This is a genomic window from Flavobacterium sp. LHD-85 (assembly GCF_030929595.1).
Classification (GTDB): Bacteria; Bacteroidota; Bacteroidia; order Flavobacteriales; family Flavobacteriaceae; genus Flavobacterium.
The window spans coordinates 42,167-65,027 of the sequence record NZ_JAVFVR010000002.1 but is presented as its reverse complement, the minus strand read 5'-3'; the positions used below and the strand labels follow the sequence as shown (position 1 = coordinate 65,027).

The 22,861-nt window shown below is 34.1% G+C and carries 22 protein-coding genes; 11 read left to right on the top strand and 11 right to left on the bottom strand.

Annotated features, from left to right (window positions below; all coding sequences use genetic code 11):
- Positions 1-3 precede the first annotated feature (3 nt).
- On the bottom strand, positions 4-636 hold the full coding sequence (locus tag RB618_RS05710) for a hypothetical protein (protein WP_308067876.1): 633 nt from the start codon (positions 634-636) through the stop codon (positions 4-6).
- Between the two features lie 265 nt (positions 637-901).
- Here RB618_RS05710 and hemB point away from each other — a divergent pair, with 265 nt between their 5' ends.
- Together hemB and RB618_RS05700 are read left to right on the top strand one after the other, a co-directional pair.
- On the top strand, positions 902-1,897 hold the full coding sequence (hemB, locus tag RB618_RS05705; RefSeq protein ID WP_308067875.1) for a porphobilinogen synthase: 996 nt from the start codon (positions 902-904) through the stop codon (positions 1,895-1,897).
- 1 nt (position 1,898) lies between these two features.
- Positions 1,899-2,297 carry a c-type cytochrome gene (locus RB618_RS05700; RefSeq protein WP_308067874.1) on the top strand — a complete coding sequence of 133 codons (399 nt, stop codon included), beginning with the start codon at positions 1,899-1,901 and terminating at the stop codon, positions 2,295-2,297.
- Positions 2,298-2,558: 261 nt separating this feature from the next.
- Here the strand turns inward: RB618_RS05700 and RB618_RS05695 are convergent, their stop codons facing one another.
- Positions 2,559-4,616 carry a M13 family metallopeptidase gene (locus RB618_RS05695; RefSeq protein WP_308067873.1) on the bottom strand — a complete coding sequence of 686 codons (2,058 nt, stop codon included), beginning with the start codon at positions 4,614-4,616 and terminating at the stop codon, positions 2,559-2,561.
- Positions 4,617-4,842: 226 nt separating this feature from the next.
- Here RB618_RS05695 and RB618_RS05690 point away from each other — a divergent pair, with 226 nt between their 5' ends.
- The 5 genes from RB618_RS05690 to RB618_RS05670 all read left to right on the top strand — a co-directional run bounded on the left by RB618_RS05690 (position 4,843) and on the right by RB618_RS05670 (position 9,141).
- On the top strand, positions 4,843-5,508 hold the full coding sequence (locus tag RB618_RS05690; RefSeq protein WP_308067872.1) for an SCO family protein: 666 nt from the start codon (positions 4,843-4,845) through the stop codon (positions 5,506-5,508).
- A 103-nt stretch (positions 5,509-5,611) separates the two neighbouring features.
- The gene (locus RB618_RS05685; protein WP_008465698.1) at positions 5,612-5,851 is read left to right on the top strand and encodes a FeoA family protein; all 240 of its coding nucleotides are present in this window, start codon (positions 5,612-5,614) and stop codon (positions 5,849-5,851) included.
- Positions 5,851-7,950, top strand: a complete 2,100-nt coding sequence (feoB, locus tag RB618_RS05680) for a ferrous iron transport protein B (RefSeq protein ID WP_308067871.1) — start codon at positions 5,851-5,853, stop codon at positions 7,948-7,950. Before RB618_RS05685 ends, feoB begins: the two co-directional genes overlap by 1 nt.
- Positions 7,951-7,956: 6 nt before the next feature.
- Entirely contained in the window at positions 7,957-8,082 is a 126-nt protein-coding gene (locus RB618_RS05675; RefSeq protein WP_085949274.1) for a FeoB-associated Cys-rich membrane protein, read from the top strand.
- Positions 8,083-8,220: 138 nt separating this feature from the next.
- Positions 8,221-9,141 (top strand): alpha/beta hydrolase, encoded by a 921-nt coding sequence (locus tag RB618_RS05670; protein WP_308067870.1) that lies wholly within the window; start codon positions 8,221-8,223, stop codon positions 9,139-9,141.
- Between the two features lie 370 nt (positions 9,142-9,511).
- Here RB618_RS05670 and RB618_RS05665 read toward each other — a convergent pair whose 3' ends face one another.
- The 3 genes from RB618_RS05665 to RB618_RS05655 form a co-directional block, all read right to left on the bottom strand.
- The gene (locus RB618_RS05665; RefSeq protein ID WP_308067869.1) at positions 9,512-10,165 is read right to left on the bottom strand and encodes an HD domain-containing protein; all 654 of its coding nucleotides are present in this window, start codon (positions 10,163-10,165) and stop codon (positions 9,512-9,514) included.
- A gap of 167 nt (positions 10,166-10,332) precedes the next feature.
- Positions 10,333-11,328, bottom strand: a complete 996-nt coding sequence (locus tag RB618_RS05660; RefSeq protein ID WP_263523693.1) for an acyl-ACP desaturase — start codon at positions 11,326-11,328, stop codon at positions 10,333-10,335.
- A gap of 45 nt (positions 11,329-11,373) precedes the next feature.
- Positions 11,374-12,120, bottom strand: a complete 747-nt coding sequence (locus RB618_RS05655) for a lysophospholipid acyltransferase family protein (protein WP_308067868.1) — start codon at positions 12,118-12,120, stop codon at positions 11,374-11,376.
- A 125-nt stretch (positions 12,121-12,245) separates the two neighbouring features.
- Here RB618_RS05655 and rnpA point away from each other — a divergent pair, with 125 nt between their 5' ends.
- The 4 genes from rnpA to RB618_RS05635 all read left to right on the top strand — a co-directional run bounded on the left by rnpA (position 12,246) and on the right by RB618_RS05635 (position 16,013).
- On the top strand, positions 12,246-12,650 hold the full coding sequence (gene rnpA / locus RB618_RS05650; protein ID WP_260671923.1) for a ribonuclease P protein component: 405 nt from the start codon (positions 12,246-12,248) through the stop codon (positions 12,648-12,650).
- Positions 12,651-12,720: 70 nt separating this feature from the next.
- Complete coding sequence (locus RB618_RS05645) at positions 12,721-13,566, top strand: DUF4349 domain-containing protein (protein ID WP_308067867.1); 846 nt, start codon at positions 12,721-12,723, stop codon at positions 13,564-13,566.
- Between the two features lie 2 nt (positions 13,567-13,568).
- Positions 13,569-15,206: a S41 family peptidase gene (locus tag RB618_RS05640; RefSeq protein ID WP_308067866.1), complete on the top strand. Its 1,638-nt coding sequence runs from the start codon at positions 13,569-13,571 to the stop codon at positions 15,204-15,206.
- A 3-nt stretch (positions 15,207-15,209) separates the two neighbouring features.
- Positions 15,210-16,013: an OmpA family protein gene (locus RB618_RS05635; RefSeq protein ID WP_308067865.1), complete on the top strand. Its 804-nt coding sequence runs from the start codon at positions 15,210-15,212 to the stop codon at positions 16,011-16,013.
- A 95-nt stretch (positions 16,014-16,108) separates the two neighbouring features.
- On the opposite strand, the gene RB618_RS05630 is transcribed toward RB618_RS05635, so the two are convergent.
- The 6 genes from RB618_RS05630 to RB618_RS05605 all read right to left on the bottom strand — a co-directional run bounded on the left by RB618_RS05630 (position 16,109) and on the right by RB618_RS05605 (position 22,844).
- The gene (locus RB618_RS05630; protein ID WP_308067864.1) at positions 16,109-16,555 is read right to left on the bottom strand and encodes a GNAT family N-acetyltransferase; all 447 of its coding nucleotides are present in this window, start codon (positions 16,553-16,555) and stop codon (positions 16,109-16,111) included.
- Between the two features lie 159 nt (positions 16,556-16,714).
- Positions 16,715-17,356, bottom strand: coding sequence for a DUF1579 domain-containing protein (locus tag RB618_RS05625; protein WP_308067863.1), 642 nt, complete (start codon positions 17,354-17,356; stop codon positions 16,715-16,717).
- Between the two features lie 227 nt (positions 17,357-17,583).
- A complete protein-coding gene (locus tag RB618_RS05620) occupies positions 17,584-18,552 on the bottom strand; it encodes a DUF4837 family protein (RefSeq protein WP_308067862.1) in 969 nt (322 codons plus the stop codon).
- 46 nt (positions 18,553-18,598) lie between these two features.
- Positions 18,599-20,407 (bottom strand): LysM peptidoglycan-binding domain-containing protein, encoded by a 1,809-nt coding sequence (locus tag RB618_RS05615; RefSeq protein ID WP_308067861.1) that lies wholly within the window; start codon positions 20,405-20,407, stop codon positions 18,599-18,601.
- Between the two features lie 113 nt (positions 20,408-20,520).
- The gene (gene pgk / locus RB618_RS05610; RefSeq protein WP_308067860.1) at positions 20,521-21,705 is read right to left on the bottom strand and encodes a phosphoglycerate kinase; all 1,185 of its coding nucleotides are present in this window, start codon (positions 21,703-21,705) and stop codon (positions 20,521-20,523) included.
- A 158-nt stretch (positions 21,706-21,863) separates the two neighbouring features.
- Positions 21,864-22,844, bottom strand: coding sequence for a type IX secretion system membrane protein PorP/SprF (locus RB618_RS05605; RefSeq protein ID WP_308067859.1), 981 nt, complete (start codon positions 22,842-22,844; stop codon positions 21,864-21,866).
- Between the last annotated feature and the right edge of the window lie 17 nt (positions 22,845-22,861).

The following is a 22,861-nucleotide window of genomic DNA, read 5'->3' as shown; positions in this document are numbered from 1 at the left end:
AAATCAAGGCGTTAATTGGATTGTATTATTCATTAAAGTCGATTTCTTAAATACGCTGTACATACTTTGCTTTAAAAAAACCGTTTTTTTATTTTTTGAAATTTTGCTGTTAGCATTATCTACAGCCACAATATCTTTATCAAAACTATAAATGGCGATAATATTAGCTTCTTCAAGATCTTTCTTTTTCGTTGGGTCGTTTACCACTTTTTCAGGAACTGGATAAGATGCAATTCTTTCAAAAGTTTTACCGCTTCCGCTAAAGTGAATCTGATCCCGCTGATTGTTTATCGTATTTACGACAGCATTTAACGCTTTAAGATTCGCATAATTGAGTTTGATAATGAAAACGTAATTCTGAAAATCTGTTTTTGTAGTAACATTCGAAATCCCGTCAATTTTTACAGCTTTCACCTTAAAATCTTCCAATTTCTGTGTAATTTCCTGTTCGTTTGGAATTTTTACTCCGTCCACTTCTTCCAGCCAGATAGCCGATTTGGTCTTGAACCAAGATTTCGAAAAGTCGATCATCAACGTATATTCGCCACTTTGGTCATCGTGGTGTTTAATTCTTTCTGTAATCTCAAAACAGCTTGTTAAGAGCAGACAGCAAAATAAAGCGAGAATTTTCTTCATTTTGCAAATTTAGATGGAATATTCTGAAAAACCATGCTTTGATTTCAAACAATAAAAAATCGAAATTTTTAGATAATATTAACTCATTCTACAGCAAGCTAAACGCCTTATTTTATTCCTTTTTCTTTAACTTTGCGCCACTCAACAAAAAGTGAGATAACTTCAAAAAAATAAAAAACAACTTCAATTTTAGAATAAGGATTTATCAATCTGTTTTCAAATTCAGGTTAAAATCTGAAATCTAAAATCTAAAATCTAAATTTATATGTTCCCATTACAAAGAGGCAGAAGATTAAGAGTAAATGAATCCATTCGTTCTTTAGTACGCGAAACCAGCTTAAGTCCATCGGATTTTATGTTTCCAATGTTTATTGCTGAAGGAGAAAATGTAAAAGTCGAAATTCCGTCGATGCCTGGAATTTTCAGAAGATCTATAGATTTAACCGTTGAAGAAGTAAAAGAACTTTTTGATTTAGGAATTCGCGCCGTTAACATTTATGTAAAAGTTAGCGAAAACTTAAAAGACAATACTGGAAAAGAAGCTTGGAATCCTGATGGGTTAATGCAGCAAGCTATTCGTGCCATAAAAGCGGCTTGTCCAGAAATGATCGTTATGCCAGATGTGGCTTTAGACCCATATTCTATTTATGGTCATGACGGAATCATAAAAGATGGCGATGTAGAAAACGACAGCACAGTTGATGCTTTAGTAAAAATGGCCATTTCGCACGCAGAAGCTGGTGCCGATTTTGTTGCTCCAAGCGATATGATGGACGGACGCGTTTTACGCCTTCGCGAAGGTTTGGATGCAGCAGGATTTCAGAATGTGGGAATCATGAGTTATTCTGCTAAATATGCTTCTGCTTTTTATGGTCCGTTTAGAGATGCTTTAGATTCGGCTCCAAAAGAAGCTGATGTTGTGGTTCCAAAAGACAAAAAAACATACCAAATGGATTATGCCAATCGTATCGAAGCGATTAAAGAAGCGCTATCAGACGTTGAAGAAGGTGCCGATATGGTTATGGTAAAACCAGGAATTGCTTATTTGGATATTGTTCGCGAAATAAAAAATACAGTACATGTACCTGTAACTGTTTATCAGGTTTCTGGAGAATATGCTATGATAAAAGCGGCATCTGAAAGAGGCTGGCTGGATCACGATAAAATTATGATGGAGCAATTAATGTGCATCAAACGTTCGGGTGCTAATCTTATTTCTACTTATTTTGCTAAAGAAGCAGCAATACTTTTAAAGAAATAAGATGAAAAAGGTTTTATTTTTATCTGCTGTTTTAGCTTTTGCTTCTTGTAAAAAAGAAACTTCTGAGCCGACAAACGCAGCAACCGAATCTGTTTCTGAAGGCGAATCGGCGAAGGCCAAAAGTCCAGAAGAATTAGGAAAACAAATATTTGAAAGCACAGGAAACTGTTTTGCTTGTCATCAGCCCGATCAAAAAGTAGTTGGACCAAGCATTAAGGAAATTGCCAAAATCTACAAAGACAAAAATGGCAACATTGTTACTTTCTTAAAAGGAAATGCAGAACCAATTGTAGATCCAAGTCAGTTTGAGGTTATGAAAACCAATTTTGCCATAACTCAAGCAATGTCTGATGAAGAGTTAAAAGCAATTGAAGCTTACATCTACAGTAATTTAAAATAATTACAAGATGTTCCGTAGGAACATTTCGTCGGTAGAAAATTATGTTATTAACCATTTACGTTCTGTAGGAACGTTTGATATGCTGGATGGTTAAAATTTACGTCAAAATCACACGTTTCTACGGAACGTAAAAAATGGGTCGTCAATATTTTTTCTACCGACGAAATGTTCCTACGGAACATCGTTTGATTATCTAAACATAGTAAAGCAAAAAAGGCGGTTCCGATATTCGGAACCGCCTTTTTTTATCATTAAAATATATTACCAGATTTTAACTCGTTTTTCTGGTTCAACGTACATTTTATCACCCTTCTTAATATCAAATGCTTTGTAGAAAGCATCAACATTCTGAATTGGCACATAAGCTCTGTACATTCCAGGAGAGTGCGGATCTGTTTTTACTTGATTTTTGATTGCTTCATCTCTAGATTTTGTTCTCCAAACGGTAGCCCAAGAAATAAAGAATCTTTGCTCAGGAGTAAATCCGTCAATTAAACCTGGGTTTCCATGTTGTTTCAAATACAATTGCAAACCATCATAAGCCGCATTGATTCCACCTAAATCTCCAATATTTTCACCCAATGTAAAATGACCATCAACATGAATACCTGGCAATGGCTCAAGAGCACTGTATTGATTTGCCAAATCATTTCCTAAAGTTGTAAACTGTTTCAAATCATCTTCTGTCCACCAATCCACCAAATTTCCTTCAGCATTGTAACGCGCTCCAGAATCATCAAATCCGTGAGAAATCTCGTGTCCAATTACGGCACCAATTCCACCATAATTAACAGCTTCGTCAGCTTGATAATTGTAGAAAGGAGGTTGTAAGATTGCAGCTGGGAATACAATTTCGTTATAAGATGGGTTATAATATGCATTTACAGTTTGCGGAGACATATGCCATTCCGTTTTATCAACAGGCTTAGACAATTTATCTACGCTTTTCTTAAATCTCCATAACGCTAAGCTTTTAGAGTTCTCAAAATAGCTTCCTCCTTCTGCAATGCTTTTAATTTCTAAAGCCGAGTAATCTTTCCATTTATCAGGATATCCAACTTTAATCGTTATTTTGTTCAGCTTTTCGATTGCTTTCGCTTTAGTGTCTTTAGACATCCAGCTTAAATTGTTAATACGATTTTGGTAAGCCGTAATAACATTATGAATCATATCAATCGCTTTAGTTTTAGCTTCAGCTGGAAAAACTTTTTCTACATAAAGCTTTCCAAGGGCTTCACCAACATTTCCGTTTACAACATTTAGTGCTCTTTCTTCAGCCGGAAGCTGTTTTATTGCACCTCTTAATGTTTTACTGTAAAAGTCAAAATTAGCATTATCAATTTCAGTTGTTAACTTACCAGCAGCACCGTTAATCAAATCCCATTTCAGGTATTCTTTCCATTGTGCTACTTTATTTTCCTTGAAAACAGTTTCTAAAGCCGTCATATATTTTGGCTCGTTTACAATAACAGTCTCTAATTTAGTAATTCCTAAACCAGCAAAATATTGATTCCATTTAATGGCTGGAGTTAATTTTTGAAGCTCGGCAATTGTCATTGGATTGTATTGCAAACGGCTGTCTCTTCTTTCAACTCTATTCAATCTTGGTTTAGATAATTCTGTTTCAAGAGCTAAAACCTCAGCAGCGCTTTGTTTTGCTTTTTCTGGAGACTCTCCAATAAACTGAAGCATTCTTGCCACATGCAATTCATATTTAGCACGTTTTTCTTTAGAATCTTTATCTTCAGAAGTATAATAATCTTTATCTGGAAGTCCTAATTGGCTTGGGCCTAAATTTACAGAGTTTATAGAACTGTCTTTATCATCAGCTCCAATGTAAATTCCGAAAAATCCAGCATTACTTTCTTTTTCCATTTCAACCAAATATTTCTGAACATCAGCAATGCTTTTAATTGCATCGATTTTTTTCAGATATGGTTTTAAAGGTTCGATTCCTTTCTTATTTCTTCCGATAGAATCTAAGTAAGTATTAAATAGGTTAACCGCTTTTCCTTGATCTGTATTCGATTTGTATTTCGGATTCTTGGAAGCTTCTTTTAAAACCTCCATCACATCTTTGTCGGTTCTTTTAATTAGTTCATTAAAACTTCCCCATGTCGTACGATCACTCGGAATTTCTGTTTTTTCCAGCCAAGTGCCGTTTACATATTTGAAAAAATCCTGACTTGGGCTGATTTTCGTATCCATGTAAGATACATTAATACCTGGCTCTTTTGGCGCTGTTTGAGCTTGAGCTGCAGTTATTGCAAACATTGCAGATATCACACCAAACACAGGTTTAGCAAATTGTTTTTTCATAAAAAGTTATAGTTTAAGGGAAAATACAAACATATTGTTATTATTTCAAAAATTGTGTTAAAATTCTAACTGTACAGTCAAAAAGACGGATAAATTTCACAAATAGAATTTAAACATTGAGGTATATGTCTACAGACTCAAGTAAAAGTTACAAAAGGCTGTTAAAAAAATAATACAGTAAAGTTTTTAAAATCTGCTTTTTGTATTTTTGCGCCAAATTATTTTTATGAAATCGCTTTTATATAAATACCGCAAATTCTTTATTGTTTTAATAGTATTTTCGGTTGTTACGATATCTTTGTTTTACTCTGCGCTGAAACCTAAAAAGACACTTCCAATTTATAATCCAGCCGATGTAAATCCTGAACTGGTAGACAGTACCGTTCAATATAAAAGCAAATACCACACCATTGCCGATTTTTCTTTTATCAATCAAAATGGCGATACCATTACCCAGAAAAACTACGAAGGAAAAATTTATGTTGCCGATTTCTTCTTTACAACCTGCGGATCAATCTGCCCTAAAATGTCAACCAATTTGGTAGATGTTCAAAAAGCAGTTTTAAATAACCCTAAGGTAATGTTACTTTCTCACACCGTTTTCCCTGAAGTTGATAGCGTTTCTGTTTTAAAAGCTTATGCCATAAAATATGGTGTTGTAGACAGCAAGTGGAATTTGGTGACAGGCGATAAAAAAGAAATCTACACCATGGCCAGAAAATCGTATTTGGCTGTGAAATTGGGTAGACCAGATCAGCTTTATGATATGGTACATACAGAGAATTTTGTTTTGGTCGATCAAAAACGCCGCGTTAGAGGTTTTTATGACGGAACAAACAAAGAAGAAGTAAAACGCCTTTTAGAAGACATCGAATTCCTCTCTCAAGAGTAAAATCCCTTATTTTTAGAAACATTTAGCATTTGTGGAAGTGTTAAATACCTTGAAATAAAGAATAATTGCCTACTTTTGCAATCTAAATTCAATCTAAATAAGCTTGCAAAATACAATACACACTCTGAAAAAAGGCGAAAAAGCCATTATCAAAGATTTTGATATCGATCTTATTCCACTTAAATTATTAGAAATGGGTTGTCTTCCTGGCAGCTTAGTTGAATTGTTGCAAGTTGCTCCTTTTGGCGATCCATTATATTTAGACATAAACGGTTCTCATGTTGCCATTCGAATTGAAACAGCTCGTGAAATTGAAGTTGAACTTATCAAAACCAATTTGTAATGAGTGTTCAAAATATCAATGTTGCCCTTATTGGAAATCCAAATACCGGAAAAACTTCAGTTTTCAATCAATTAACGGGTCTTAACCAACAGGTTGGAAATTACCCTGGAATTACGGTTGAGAAGAAAATCGGTTTCTGCAAGCTGCCTAATAATGTAAAAGCTAATATTCTAGATTTACCAGGAACGTACAGTTTGAACGCAAGTTCTATGGACGAAAGTGTGGTAATCGAACTTTTACTAAACAAAAACGACAAATTATATCCAGATGTTGCGGTAGTTGTAACTGATGTTGAAAATCTAAAAAGAAATTTACTGATTTACACACAGATAAAAGATCTTGAAATTCCGACGATTTTGGTTATCAATATGTCTGATCGAATGGAACGCAAAGGAATTTCTTTGGACATTCCGTATTTAGAAGAAAAACTAAAAACAAAAATTGCTTTAGTAAGTTCAAGAAAAGGTTTAGGAATCGAAGAATTAAAAGAACTGATTGTTTCGCATAAAACCATTCCGCACGAACCTTGTTTGAACGCTTCTGTAATTGATCCTGAATATTTTGAAAAATTGCAAAAAGCGTTTCCAAACCAATTAATGTACAAATTGTGGCTGGTAATTACCCAAGATGTTAATTTCTTGAATTTAGATCGAAATGAAATCAGAAGTACATTTACCAAATCGCATTCAGAATTAAAACGTTTACAGCAAAAAGAAACTATCAAAAGATATCAATTTATCAATGATGTCTTAAAGGAAGGCTTAAAAGTCGATACTTCAATGGCAAAAGACATTCGTGCCAAAATTGACCGCGTTTTAACACACAAAGTTTTTGGCTACGTTATCTTTTTTGCGATTCTGTTTTTGATTTTCCAATCTATTTTCAGCTGGTCCACTATTCCAATGGATTTCATTGACAGCACTTTTGCTTCTTTAAGCAGCTGGGTTGCTGCAGAACTGCCAAGCGGTATTTTGACCGATTTGCTTTCGCAGGGAATTATTCCAGGAATTGGCGGCGTAATTATTTTTATTCCGCAGATTGCCTTTTTATTCCTGTTCATTTCTATTCTAGAAGAAAGCGGTTATATGAGCCGTGTCGTGTTCTTGATGGATAAAATCATGCGCAAGTTTGGACTTTCAGGAAAAAGTGTTGTGCCTTTAATTTCAGGAACTGCTTGTGCGATTCCGGCAATTATGGCAACTCGAAATATCGAAAACTGGAAAGAACGTTTGATTACTATTTTGGTAACACCATTTACAACTTGTTCGGCAAGATTACCTGTTTACGCCATTATTATTTCACTAGTAATTCCTAGCAAACGTGTTTTTGGAGTTTTAAACCTTCAAGGATTAACTCTTATGTCGCTTTATGTTTTAGGATTCTTTATGGCCATTTTATCAGCTTATGTTTTAAATAAAGTTTTAAAACTAGAATCAAAAACATATTTCGTTGTTGAAATGCCAAGTTATAAAATGCCGCTTTTCAAAAATGTCGGAATCAATGTAGTAGAAAAAACCAAAGCATTTGTTCTTGGTGCTGGTAAAATTATTTTAGCAATATCAGTTATTTTATGGTTCTTAGCTTCTTACGGTCCAGGAAAAGAATTTAATGAAGCTGAAACTATCGTCAAAGAAAGATTTGCCAATACAACTTTGGATGAAACTCAATTTGAAAATGAAGTTAACTCTCAAAAACTAGAAAATTCATATATCGGATTAATGGGAAGAGCGATCGAACCAGCGATTCAGCCTTTGGGTTACGATTGGAAAATCGGAATTGCCTTAATCAGTTCGTTTGCAGCCCGTGAGGTTTTCGTAGGAACATTGGCAACCATTTATAGTGTTGGAGATACTGATAATGAATCGACCATAAAAAGCAAAATGCAGGCAGAAGTTCGTCCCGATACCGGAAAGAAAGTATTTGACTTTGCCACCGGAATCTCTTTACTGCTATTTTATGCTTTTGCAATGCAATGTGCCAGTACATTGGCAATTACCAAAAAAGAAACCAATTCATGGAAATGGCCTGCAATGCAGTTGGTCTTAATGAGTGGTCTCGCTTATATTACCGCATTAATTGCGTATCAACTTTTAAAATAAAAAGTTATGTTTCAAGAAATAATAGCCTTTGCCATATTAGGATTTGCGGTTGCTTTTTTGATTAAAAAGTTCTTCTTTAAATCGAAAAAGAAAAAAGACTGTGGCGGGGGAACCGATTGTGGATGTTCTTGATTAAAGGGACAAAGGCGCAAAGGTTCATAGTTACAAAGTGAAAAGCTTCAAGTAGAATTTAAATTCTATTTGAAGCTTTTTCTTTTCTCAGCAGTTTCATTAAAATTTGATAATTTTAACTCTTCAAATTATTAAAAAATGATACAAAAAGCCTCTTTTCTATTTTTCTTTTTATGTTTAAGTTTCAATGGATTTTGTCAAAATGCAAATTCAAAACAGAACAAAATCAATTCATTCACCACTTCAGATGGAGTCCCCTTGTTTTTAAAAGTTTCAGGAAAAGGCGAAGTTTGTATTTTTGTTCATGGCGGCCCAGGCGCATGGAGCAAATCTTTTGAAGAATTTGGAGGAAATGTTCTGGAAGATAAACTAACTATGTGTTATTTTGACCAAAGAGGTTGCGGCCGATCTGGATCTCCAATAGACAATAATTACAGTATGGACAGAATGATTGATGATATTGAAGAAATTCGAGCTCATCTTAAAACGGACAAAGTATTTATAATTGGGCATTCATTTGGAGGAATTTTGGCTACCAAGTATACTGAGAAATATCCGCAGCATGTAAAAGGTTTAATTCTACTGAATTCTACTCTTGACATAAACGATTCTCTATTGAATCAGATTGCTTTTATGGGTAAAACTCTTGGAAAAGATTTCTCTGTAAAAAGTAAAGATTCAATTCTAAGTACTTTTTTTGAAGCTAAACAGCAAATTAAAAAAGCCGATTTAGATTATAAAATGCTGTCTGATAACAGAACAAATGTCGAAAAGCTAGATAGTATTGACAATAGCGAAAAAAGAAACTCTTCATTTGCACAACACGCGTTAAGCGGCCCATTGTATTTTAGTGATTTTACCAAAGAAACCGCTTCTATTAAAGTTCCAACATTAATAATTTCAGGAACAAAAGATAACAACATTGGTCCAGAACATTATCGTTTGTTTAAGTTCCCGAATCAAGAAGTTAAGATTATTAATGGCGGACATATTTTGTATTACGAACAGAATAAAGCATTTAAGAATACCGTTGAAGGGTTTGTTCTTGCTAAAAAATAACGATTAAAGAAAGCTATTTTAAAATTTAATCTCTTCAGATTTCGATTAGAAAAAAATGTCTTATTGTGATGGTTTAAAGGCTTTTAAAGGCATTATTATCTTGCTCATTAAATTTAATTTTGCATCATTAAAACTACATCATAATGACAGACTTCGAAAAAAATGAAATTGTAAGAGACAATTTAGTTAGCAGATTACTATGGTTTTCTTTTGGCTTTTTATGCGCTTTCGGAATAATGTGCCTCATAAAATTTAAATCCTAAACGAACATAAAAGTTTTTGCAACTTCCATTGATCGATTAAAAACAAAAGGTGGTTTCAGAATTTGAAGCCACCTTTTGTTTTTATTGAAGAACATTCATCCAGAAAATTATTTAACTCCTTCCCATTCTGCATAAAACTGAGCAAGGAAAACTTGCATAAATTGATGTCTTTCAGCAGCGATTTCTTTTCCTTTTTCGGTATTCATTTTATCTTTTAAAAGTAAAAGCTTTTCGTAAAAATGGTTTATTGTTGGAGCGCTATTGTTTTTATACTCTTCCTTAGTCATACTGGTAACCGGAGCAATTTCTGGATTGTACAACGCTCTGTTCTTAAATCCGCCGTAATTAAACGCTCTTGCAACTCCAATGGCACCAATGGCATCTAAACGATCGGCATCTTGAACAACATCGAGTTCGACAGAAGAGAATTTCTTTTCGAAATTTCCGCCTTTATAAGAGATATTTTCAATTATCTTAACAACATGAGCAATTATATCCTCTGAAACATTTTGGGCTTCTAAAAACGCTCTTGCAGTTTTTGGACCAATAGTTTCATCTCCGTTATGAAATTTACTATCAGCTATGTCATGCAATAAAGCTCCCAATTGTACAATGGTAAGATCGCATTCCGTTTCTTTTGCAATCAGCAGCGCATTTTTATAAACACGCTCAATATGAAACCAATCATGTCCGCCCTCGGCATCATTTAGTTTTTCTTTTACAAAAGCAATGGTTTTAATAATTAATGCTGCGTCGCTCATACAGAAGTTTTTACGGTTTATAAAAAAAGTTGATTGTTGAAGATTTTATTTCTCCAACAATCAACAAATATGTTTTTAAGCAACAATGTTGCTTTTTTAAAATTTCAAATATTTTAAATTCCAAATTCCAATCAAGAATCTGAAATCTACATTCTAAAATCTAAAATTTAAAGTCTCGCTGGTTCAACCCATTTAAAAATATGCGATTCTTTTGGTATCACAATTCTCTCTGAGATTTTCGCCATACGAGCTGGCAATTTCATTAAATAGTCACGCGCTTTTTCGGCTTCATCACTCAAATTAGAAATTTTATCGATTTCCCATTTGTTGATCAATTTCTGCATGATTTCTACATAATCATTTGCTGTATAAACTCCAATACGCTGTGCCGAATCAGAAAACTGTTCGAAAGCAGTGCTTATTTTTTGTCCAGATTCTCTCAAGAAGTGAGCTGGCATAACGATTTTCTGCTTCATCATGTATTGAAAAGCCAGCATCATTTCGCTTGGGTCAACTTGGAAAATTCTAGTAACAAATTCACTGTATGCATGGTGGTGACGCATTTCATCACCTGCAATCATTTTACACATTTTAGACAATTTGTTATCGCCAAATTTCTTAGCTATCTGAGCTACTCTATTGTGCGAAACATAAGTTGCTAATTCCTGAAAACTAGTGTATACAAAGTTTTTGTATGGGTCAGTTCCAGTTCCAATATCAAAACCGTCGTTGATCAAGTGCTGTGTTGTCATTTCGATTTCACGCATGTTTACACGACCAGACAAATACAAGTATTTATTTAAAAGATCTCCGTGACGGTTTTCTTCACCAGTCCATTGTTTTACCCACTTAGCCCAGCCGTTTCCTTGACTTCCTTCTTGCTGATCTATTCCTTCCACATCCATTAACCATGACTCATATGTAGGCAAAGCTTCCTCAGTGATAGTATCACCAACAAGCGTAACCCAGAAATCGTACGGAAGTTCTTTAGCAATCTCGCGTAATTCTTTTACCTCTTCAAAGAAGTTTTCTCCTTGAGAATTTGGTAAGAAATCCGACGGCTGCCAAATTTTTTCCACTGGAATTAAATACTGTTCAACGAAGCTATCCACGTTTTTTTCCAAAAACTGCATTACTTCTAATCTAATGTTTTTTATAGACATTACTTATTATAGATTTGAGTTGTACGTTCTAGCTCGGACTAAAACTTAAACTTGTTTATATTCATTTATTCCTTCTTTAACTGCTTTTTCAGTTATCTCCATCAGCTCTTCAAATTTGTAATCTTTAACAGCTAAAGCTTTGTGAGCTGTAAACGTGAGGTGATTTCCTAAACCAACAGGAAAAAAACCAAATTTTACCATTTTCCAAGAATTGTTGATGCTTACCGGTACAACGTATGCAGATGGTGCATATTTGCATAAAATTTTTAAACCGCTTTGCGCAAATTCTTTTGGTACTCCTGTCTTACTTCTTGTTCCTTCTGGAAAGATTACGGCAGATCTTGTATTTTTTTCGATATATTCAGACAAGCCTTTGATAACTGGTATCGCTTGTTTAGGGTCTTTTCGGTCAATTAAGACAGATCCTCCGTATTTCAAATTATAAGAAACACTCGGAATTCCGCTACCTAACTCCTTCTTACTTACAAATTTACAATGAAAACGTCTAAAGTACCAAATCATTGCCACGATATCGTACATACTTTGGTGATTTGCCACAAAAATAATTGGCACACCCTTCGGAACCGTGTCTACGCCTTCGATTGTATATCTTGTTCCAACAAGATTTGTACACTTTAAAAGGCAGAAATTTAAATAATCAACACTTTTTTTGTGAGCCTGGTAACCAAAAACATTTAAACAAATCCACTGAATTGGATGAAAAACAGCCAAACATAAACCAAATAATAGATAGTAAATTACCGATAGCGGATAAGAAATAATTTTTTCCATGCTTCAAAAATTAATGCGCAAAAGTAGTAAATATATTTTTAGACTTATTAAAATTGAAAACAATAACCGTTTTTCTGGTTTAATTGTACCTTTGCACTAGAATTTGCAAATTTTTTCTGAATTAAATGAACTTTACTTACCCTAAAAACGAACGTTTAAAAAGCAAAACGACAATTGGATTACTGTTTTCTGAAGGGAAATCGGTGTCCAAATATCCGCTTCGTTTGGTTTACCGTCAAGCGGAAGCAAATTCAGAAGAACAGACTAAGATTGGCGTTTCGGTTTCTAAAAAATATTTCAAGAAAGCCGTTGATCGCAATTACTTCAAAAGAGTTCTGAGAGAAACCTATCGTTTAAACAAACATTTGCTTTTGGATAACTTGGATCAGCCCTATTCGATAATGCTTTTTTATCAGACCAAAGACCGTTTATCTTACGAAGAAATCAACACCAAAATGATTCAGCTGTTTGAGAAATTTTCTGCTCAAATCAACAAACCTCAAGATTCTGAAACAAAAACAGAAGCGTAAATTTCAAAACGTAAGATTATTATTCAAATTAGACAAAAAAATCGTAGTTTTAGCTCTAAATTGAAATTTTATGCGTCAACTTTTCTTTTTATCTTTTTTCGTTTTGATTCTTTGTGGTTGCAGCAAATCTTATGAAGCAGAAACAAGCGCAATCTCTATTGAAGCAGTAAAATTGCCTCCAAAAAAGGCAGAAGCTAGTTCTTATGATAAAGATTCTGATCCAGTAGCGGCACCTCCTGTAAAAATCAAACAAGAAATAGAACAGAAAATTATAAAGGAAGCGACTTTACGATTTGAAACCGACAATCTTGAAAACACTTTCAATCAAATTCAACTAGCTGTTGCCAATAATAAAGCTAGAATTATTAACGATTCAGAGGAAAAAGATTATGGGACTATTTCTAGAAATTTAATAGTAAAAGTTCCAAGCCAAAATTTTGACCGTTTTATAAGTGGAGTTTCAAAAGGAGTTTCATATTTTGAAGTTAAAAATATATCTGCGGAAGACGTAACAGCTGAATATATCGATCTTACTTCAAGATTGAAAACAAAGAAAAAACTTGAAGAGCGTTATCTTGAAATTTTAAAGAAAGCGAACAAAGTCAGTGAGATTTTAGAAATTGAACAACAAATTTCAACTATTCGAGAAGAAATTGAAGCCAAAGAAGGCCAGCTGAAATATCTCGAAAGCCGCGTTTCTGAAAGTACAATTACCATTTCATTTTATAAAATAATACCTGAAAAAGAAGGTGTTAAAATATCTTACGGCTCAAAGCTTTGGAACGCCGTTAAATCCGGATTCTATACTTTGTCCGATTTATTGCTTTCATTATTAAGCGCTTGGCCATTTGTAATTTTGTTTGTTGTATTTGCCTATTTTATTAGAAAAAGATTAAAAAGAAGAAAAAAAGAATAATCATGTATCCGTATTTCAAAAAGAAATTTATTATACCAGTCGCTGCGGCGGGAATGTTGTTTGTTGGAACCAGTTTTAGAGAAGATTTTTTTGAAATTGCCAAACAGATCGAAATTTTCACGACTTTGTTTAAAGCCGTAAATACCAATTATGTTGACGAAACTAATCCTGGTGATTTAATGGATAAAGCCATCAAAAGCATGTTGGGAAGTCTAGATCCTTACACGGTTTATTTTAACGAACAAGATGTTGTAAACTTTAAAATAAATAATACTGGAGAATATACTGGAATCGGCGCTTTGATTTCTAGAAAAAAAGACCGTTTGATTGTTCGCGAACCCTATAAAAATTATCCTGCCGATAAAGCTGGACTAAAAGCAGGTGACGAAATTATCCAAATCGGCGATGTATTGATTGCTGACTTTAAAGACGACGCTTCTCAACTATTGAAAGGAACAAAAAACACTAAAATCAACATCAAATATCTTCGTCAAGGAAAACCAAATACTACGGTTCTAGTTTTGGATGAAGTTGATATTAAATCGGTTCCTTTTTACGGAAAAATTGATGATAAAACAGGTTATATTGTTTTGGCGCATTTTAGCAGAAAAGCTTCTGCCGAAGTGAAAGACGCTCTTGAAAAATTAAAAGCTGATGGTGCGAAACAAATTGTTTTGGATTTAAGAGGCAATCCAGGAGGTTTATTAAACGAAGCCATTGATATCTGTAATTTGTTTGTTCCGAAAAATGAAGTTATTGTAACAACTAAATCTAGAATTGAAAAACACAATAATACGTACAAAACACAGAAAGAACCTGTTGATACAGAAATTCCTTTAGCCATTTTAGTAAATGGTAGAAGCGCATCGGCGTCAGAAATTGTTTCGGGTGCATTGCAGGATTTAGACCGTGCTGTTATTTTAGGAAGCAGAAGTTTTGGTAAAGGTCTGGTTCAACGTTCTGTTGATTTAACTTATGGAACGCAGCTGAAAGTTACCATTTCGAGATATTACACCCCTTCTGGCAGATGTATTCAGGCTCTGGATTATGCGCATAAAGACAAAAACGGTGTGGCTCAGAAAACTGATGCTAAAAATTTCAATGCTTTTAAAACCAGAAAAGGAAGAACAGTATATGATGGCGGTGGAGTTTTACCAGATATCGAATTGGAAGAAGCAAAAACCAGTGCAATTGCGACCGCTTTGATCAAAAACGATGGAGTTTTTGATTATGCTACAACATATTATTACAAAAATCCAAATTTGGGAGATAAGATTCCGACTTTGACTGATGCTGATTATACGGCTTTCAAACAATATCTGAAAACGAACAAAATCACTTTTGATACAGAAACCGAAGTGGCTTTGAAAAATACTTTAGCAGCAGCTAAAAAAGAAAAAATAGAAGAAACCATTACTGCCGAATATCAGCAATTGTTGAATGCTTTAGAAAAAAGCGAAACTACTTTACTGGACAAAAACCAAAAAGAAATCAAAAACATGATTTTAGAAGAACTGATCAAAAGATATCAGTATCAAGAAGGTTTGTATCAGTATTATCTAAAAAACAATTCAGAAATTAAAAGAGCAGTTAGTGTATTAAATAACCAAACAGAATATAAGACGATTTTAAAAATGTAGTGAATGAAGATAACTCTAGCCCTGACTCTTTTTTCATTTTATACAGTAACGGCACAACAAAAACCTGTTGAAACAATTTATTTTGAGTTTGACAAATATGATTTGACAGAAAAACAAATTAGTGTGGTTTCTAACTTTATAAAAAACATAGACACAGCAAAGGTTGAGTCTATACAGATTTATGGCTATTGTGATGATCGAGGAAATGATGAGTATAACTTTAGATTATCAAATAATCGGGCTAATACGATTCAGAATATATTGATCAATAAAGGGTTCAACGAAAGTAAAATTGTTATTCTTGAAGGGAAAGGGCGGGTTGTTGTAAAAGCCGACACGGTAGAGAATCTGTCTGAAACGCGTTTGCGAAATCGGCGGGTTGACTTAATTGTCGTTAAGAAAAATAGTTTCGGGAAAGGGGTACATACTTCGTTCAAAGACAATTTGAAAGTAGGCGATAAAGTGTATTTAGAGTCTATTTTATTTGAAATTGGGAGCGCGAAACTAACCGGCAGCTCAAAAAAAGAATTGGATAAAATTGCGGTAACGCTCCAGAAGCATAGAAATCTATATTTTGAAATTAGAGGGCATGTCTGTTGTACACCCGAAATTTATAGCGACGGAATTGATAGAGATACTAAAGAAAGGAGACTTTCCTGGAATCGCGCCAAAACCGTTTTTCATTATTTAATGTCCAAAAAAGTATCCAAAAGCCGCATGACGTATGTTGGATGCGGCAATCGATATCCGTTAGGAAAAGGAGATAATTATGATCGACGGGTGGAGTTTGTGATTACTAAAATTTAATTCTTAAAGCTACTAAGATGCTGAGTTGCTAAGACCCTAAGTTTTCTTGCTTATTGGAATAAGATTAAATTCTTGTAGATTTACTTTATTTCTAATTATTCTCTCACCATTTCTATATGCGGAATATCATCTTCCAAATACATTTCGCTGGTTTGGACAAAACCGTGGCTTTCGTAGAATTTCTGTAAATACAATTGGGCTCCAATGGTAATTTTATCTTTTCCAAAATTACATTTAATTTCTGATATCGCTTGTCGCATTAGTTCATGTCCCCATTTTCTATCTCTGAAATTGGCATCTACAGTAACTCTTCCTATTGAAGCGTTGTCAAAACTAACTCCGGCATCAAATAAGCGCGAATAAGCCACGATTTTACCTTCAAATTCACCTATTAGATGCAAAGCTTTCTTGTCTTTGCCATCAAGATCTAAATAAACGCAATTTTGCTCCACTACAAAGATTTCACTTCGCAGTCTTAACAAATCATATAACTCGTGAGCAGTTAATGCCTCAAAGGGCTTTATTTTCCATTTTAATTCCATTTTTACTTCTTTTTTGCCACCAAGGCACGAAGACGCTAAGTTATATTATTTTTTTGCTGCGCTAAAATTTTTGTATAAATCGCAAAGGCACAAAGTTTATCCTCATGAAGTATAACTTTGTGCCTTTGCGGCTTTGTTTCTTTGCGTCTAAATAAAAAACTACTTTCTCGTCATCACGATTTCCATACTTTTATATTCTGTACCATTTTTTGTATCGTACATTTCCATTTTACGAGTTTTAGCATCTACGATAGTGTAAACTTCTCTATACTTTGTATTTTTTGCAGTTACAGGATCGGCCATTTCTCCATTATATTCTATACTCTTGGTACTTTCGTTATACTTTCCTTTGCTAGTCATCATTCCTGTTCCCATATTATCAATAAATGTAGAGATGTATTCTTTAGTAGCATTATTATAACCTACAGTACCCTTACCTTCAAAAGGCTGCCCCATCATAGTGCCTTTATAAGTTCCCTCTTGAAAGCGTCCGCCTAAAATCATTTTGATTTCGGCTACACAAGTTTCTTTTTCAGGTTTTGCATTTGCATCAGCCCAAAATGTCATATCGCAATTCCATGTTCCCACTTCATCAGACAATATTTTATGCGGATTCCCAGGCGTTGCATACTCTTGCCAGGCTTTCATCTGTGCCGCAGAATCTAATGGCGCTTCGGCAACAGGTTCTTCAGTTTTAATAGAATCTGTTGTTACTGGAGTTGCAGCTTCTTCCTTTACTTCTTTTTTACAAGAAATAAAACACAAGGTTATTAGTGCTAAGGTTGCGGTTAATTTTTTCATAACTAATTGTTTTTATGTTTGTTATGAATAAAAGTACGAAAAATTTTGTTTCAAGTTTAAAGTTTCAGGTTTCAAGTTGACATACTTTGGCAATTCAACCGCAAAGTTCGCAAAGAATTTACGCAAAGGACGCTAAGTTATATTGAAAAGGTGAAGTTCGCTAAGAAATGCGAACATTTAACCGTGAGATTTTGAAACCTCAAACTTGAAACCTGAAACAAAAAAACTTATCGTTTGTCGATTCTCACTGTTTTTATAATTGCTTCGAGTTCTAGCATTAAATCACGTTCTTGATGTGAGGGGGAATAAGAAAATCCTTCGATAACCAAAACTCGATTAAATGTTGGGTCCATTATCGCATAATTGATAAATGGTCCAGTCATAAAATCATTTTTCAATTCCCAAGTTCCTTTTGTTTCAAAAGCTTCTTTATTGTCCAGCATTATTTTTGAAAAATAAGGTGCGTAAGCTTCACTGGTAATCATTTGTGTGTTGGGTTCTCGGCCCTGAATGTATTTACCAATTGAATCACGCATCTTGACAATAGCATTTACAACATCTTTTTTCTTCTTAAAGCTATTAAGTGGAATCTGGTAAATCAATAAACTGGTATTACCGCTTATGATTTCTTTTTTGAGCCAAATAAATTTCTTTTTATGCAGCATGTATTCGTATCCTGTCGGAATTTGAATATTGATGTGAAATTTATTTTTAATTATTGCTTTATTTAGCAATGAAGCACTGTTATCTTCTTGAATTTTCTGAATTTCGGCATCGTGGATAATTTTGATTATTTGCTGCGCATTCAATTCAAGACTGCAGATAATATCGTCTACCGATTTTCCGTAAATGCGAAAAGTATTGTGAGGTAATGTTTTGCTTCGAATGATTTCGAATTTTTCGGCTGCCGTTTTTTTGACTACAATAATGCTTCGGCTATCGGTAACAAAGCCTTCTAGCAATCTGGCAGGATATTGGTTTATGGTAAAAAGGGGTTCTTCTTGGGTAAGACCAAGAACAGGTGAGGCAAATTTATTTCTGATACTATCGCCTACTTCACCATACCACAACTGATCGTCAATAATGACCGAAATAGTATTGGTTTTTCCAGAAACTGTTTCGCTTTGTTTTTCACTTTTGAAACAAGAAGTCAGGAAAAACGGCACTAATAGCAATAAAAAATGGGTTTTATTCATTTTTTTAATTTATGAAATAAAACCCAAATTTAATAAGATTTTTCTATTATCCGTTTATTTTAAGTTTCATTCCCGGTTTAATATCTTCATCTTTAATGCCATTCCATTTTTTAATATCTGAAATTGTTACTCCAGGATATTTTTTAGAAATGCTGTATAAAGAATCTCCTTTTTTAACGTAATAATCTTCACTTACATTTTTAGAAGGCGCTTTTTTCTTGAATGAATCAACCGAGTTTGATGCAATTGCTGTTGAAACAGGCTCTTCTATAACTATTGCTGCTTTAGAAATAATTAGTGTTTTTCCTAAACCAATATTATTTGAAGTTAAATTATTAAGTTCTTTTAACTCCGCAATAGTCGTACCGAATTTCTTTGCAATACTGCCTAAATTATCTCCAGACACTACAACATAGTCCATATCAACGGCTGTTTTCTCTTTATTTTCTACAGATGCAATTGCTTGTTCTTTGTCTACAATTGCAGGAACCGTTTTAACAGGAGCTTCTTCAGCCTTGATTTTTAGACTTCTTCCAATTGCTACGGCATTTGTTTTTAAGTTATTCCATTTTTTAATATCAGAAATACTTACGTCATACTTAGAGGCAATCGCTCCTAAATTATCTCCTTTTCTAACTTTATAAAATTCAAAATCACCATTATCAACCGCTGCTGGTTTTGCTGCAGCTGGCTTTGCTTTTGGAGCATATTTTACAGCTAATCTAGATGACGTTGCTCTAAACTCTTTATCGTATTTTACGTAGGCATAAATTTGCTCTTCGTTTGAAACAAATGTTGCTACTTTATCTTTTGGAAGACGAATAAAATGCTGTTCTCCTTGGTAAAAAGGCACAACTCCCATTTTATAAGACGGATTTAAAAGCTGAATTTGAGATTGCGGCATATCTAGCAAATCGGCAATCTGTTTAAAAGACATTTGATTTTTGACAGCTACAGTATCTGTTTCAAAATTTTTAACTACAGCTCTTTCCGGATTGATTCCGTGTTCTTTGTGGTATTCAAAAAGGTACATTGTCGCTAAGAAAGCTGGTACGTAACCTTGAGTTTCTTTTGGAAGATAATTACGAATGTCCCAGTATTTTGTTTTTCCGCCAGAACGACGAATCGCTTTAGTAACATTTCCAGGGCCTGAATTGTAAGAAGCTAAAACCAGTTCCCAGTCACCAAAAATGTTGAACATTTTGGTCATGTATTCTGATGCTGCGGCTGTAGCTTTAAGAGGGTCGCTTCTTTCGTCGATATAAGAATCGATTTTAAGAGCATATTGTTTTCCGGTTCCGTACATAAACTGCCAAAGTCCGGTAGCGCCCATTTTAGAAACTGCTTTAGGGTTTAAAGCAGATTCTACAACGGCTAAATATTTTATTTCCAACGGCACATTTTGTTTGGCAAAAGCATCCTCAAACATTGGGAAATAATATTCTGATAAAGCCATTAATCGAGAAAACGATTTTTTACGGTTCTTAAGAAATGACTTTATTATATTTTCTAAACCTTGATTGTATTGAATTTCAAAAGGTGATTTCTGATTCATCGCAGCCAAACGCTGTTTTAGCAATTCGGTTGGGAGTTCTTCATCAACAGTAACATCTTTGTTAATGGTTTGAATGTCTTTGGTCAGATCATCATAAATATCTAGACTTACTAATTCGTTCATCCAAAGACTATCCACTTTTGAAGCTAAATGGTCTCTTTTGAATGTGCTTTTAATAGAATCTAAATATGAAAGCTTAACCTCTGGCTTCAGTTCTACGTCTGTCTTTGCCGTTTCCTGTGCACAGACAGCCAACGAAAAGAAAGCGGAAACCACTAGTGATAATTTTTTTACAATCATATAACATTATTTTAAAATTCTGTAATTCAACAAATTACAAGAGTTGTATTTTTGCAAATCTAAGCCCTTTATTGAAGAAAAGTGTTTAAAAAAATGTTAAATGTCCTATTTTGTTACAAAATTGCAGCAATTCCCGGCAGGGTTCTTCCTTCTAACATTTCTAGCATAGCCCCACCACCAGTGGAAACGTAGCTCATTTTATCTTCAAATCCGAACTGTTTTACTGCTGCAACAGAATCTCCACCACCAACTAATGAAAATGCTCCATTTGCTGTAGCTTCTGCGATATAATCTCCTAATGCGATTGTTCCTTTAGAGAACGTTTCCATTTCAAAAACTCCTAATGGACCATTCCAAAGAATTGTTTTTGACTCTAGAATTACTTTTTTGAAGTTTTCTAGAGATTTTGGACCTGCATCTAAACCTTGCCATCCGTCAGGAATTGCAGTTACGTCTACAACCTGAGTATTTGCATTGTTTGAGAAATCGTCTGCAGCAATAACATCAACAGGAATATGAACCTGAACATTTTTTTCTTTTGCTAATCTTAAAATTTCAAGAGCTAAATCTAATTTGTCATCTTCGCAGATAGATTCACCGATTTTTCCTCCTTGAGCTTTAACGAAAGTAAAAGTCATTCCTCCTCCAATAATCATGTGATCTACTTTATCTAAGATATTTTCGATAACGGTAATTTTAGAAGAAACTTTAGAACCTCCAAGAACAGCAGTTACAGGTTTTTCACTGTTTTTAAGAACTTTATTTAAACTGTCAATTTCTTTTGCCAATAATGTTCCGAAACATTTATCGTTTGGAAAAAATTGCGCAATAATTGTAGTAGATGCGTGCGCTCTGTGAGCTGTACCAAATGCATCGTTTACATAAATATCTCCAAGAGAAGCTAATTCTTTAGCGAAAGCTACATCTCCTGCTTCTTCTTCAGCGTGAAAACGTAAATTTTCTAATAAAAGAACTTCGCCTGGTTTTAAATCTTTTGCTGCAGTTTGAGCTGGTTCTCCAACACAGTTTTCAGCAAATTTTACTTGAACTCCTAAAATTTCAGAAGCTGTTTTTAAGATATGTTTTAGAGAATATTTCTCTTCTGCTCCTTTTGGTCTTCCTAAATGCGACATTAAAATCACACTTCCGCCTTGGGCTAAAATAGCATCAATTGTTGGCTTTGCTGCTTCAATACGTGTTGTATCTGTTACATTAAAATTCTCATCCAACGGCACGTTGAAGTCAACACGAATAATTGCTTTTCTATTTTTAAAATCGAAATCGTTTAAAGTTTTCATCTGCTAATTTTTTTAATTTTTTGAAAGAATAACAAATATAGGACTTTTAGTGAAGTCTAAATTTCAAAAAAGCAAAAATAATCCATTAATAAAAACGAAAACGTTGTAAATTATGAAAACCAACAAAATAATTCTTAAAGATGATAAAAATTATTTGTTTAATCGTGAACTGGACTTTGTGTACAAGGACAGTTACTGATTGATTGCAAGAAATCGAATCCAATTGTGATGGAGTGGGTTCCTGAGTTATACGATCCAAGACCATTAAACATAAGCTGGTAAGAGTATGCAAAATAGAATTTAGACTTCATAAAACCAGCCATTGGTCCCATTGCCAGAGGTTTTGGGAACTGGTCGTTTAAGAAACGGTAAGAAACTCCTATCCAATAGTAATCTTCATAACGGTTGTAACGTCTGTATTTGAAGTTAAAATCGGTTGTAGAACGCTGGTCACTCGCAAAGTACTGCAAGAAAACTGATGGTTCGTATTCGATACGTCTGTTTTCTCCGTCTTTAAAAGTGAATCCTGAATATACCTGAAAGTTAGAGAGTAGATCTGGCTCTACTCCTCTATACTTATCAGTGTTTTTCTTTAAAACGTTATTGGCGTTAAAACTTAAATAAAATCCTCTGTTACGATACAAGGCACTCACGTCAAAGTTATTATTTGAGTTGTAACGATTGTCTGTAATAGACGGATCTAATGCTACTGGAACACCATTTACATCACCAGTAAAGTTTCCTGTTTCGATTCTAAAACTATTAAAGTTATATGATATACCAAACGAAAGATACTGTTCTGTACGATAATCTAAAATCAAGTGATGAGCAAAAGACACTTTTGCTCCTGTTTGTCTTGTATTACCATTGCTGTCATTATACAATGATATACCAACTCCCGAGCGATCCAAAATACGGAAATCCGCATACAATGACTGGTTATCTGGTGCATCTTTAATTCCGACCCACTGCGTTAAACCGTTGGCTCTAATACGGAGATTATCTCCAATACCGGCATAAGCAGGAGAAAGAATAAAAGGGTTATCAGCTAAATACTGCGTAAACACTGGTAGGTTTAACTCTTGGCTGTAACTTGTTGTTACAGCCATGAGTACTAAGGATAAAATAAACTTTTTCATTGTAATAATTTTTTTAG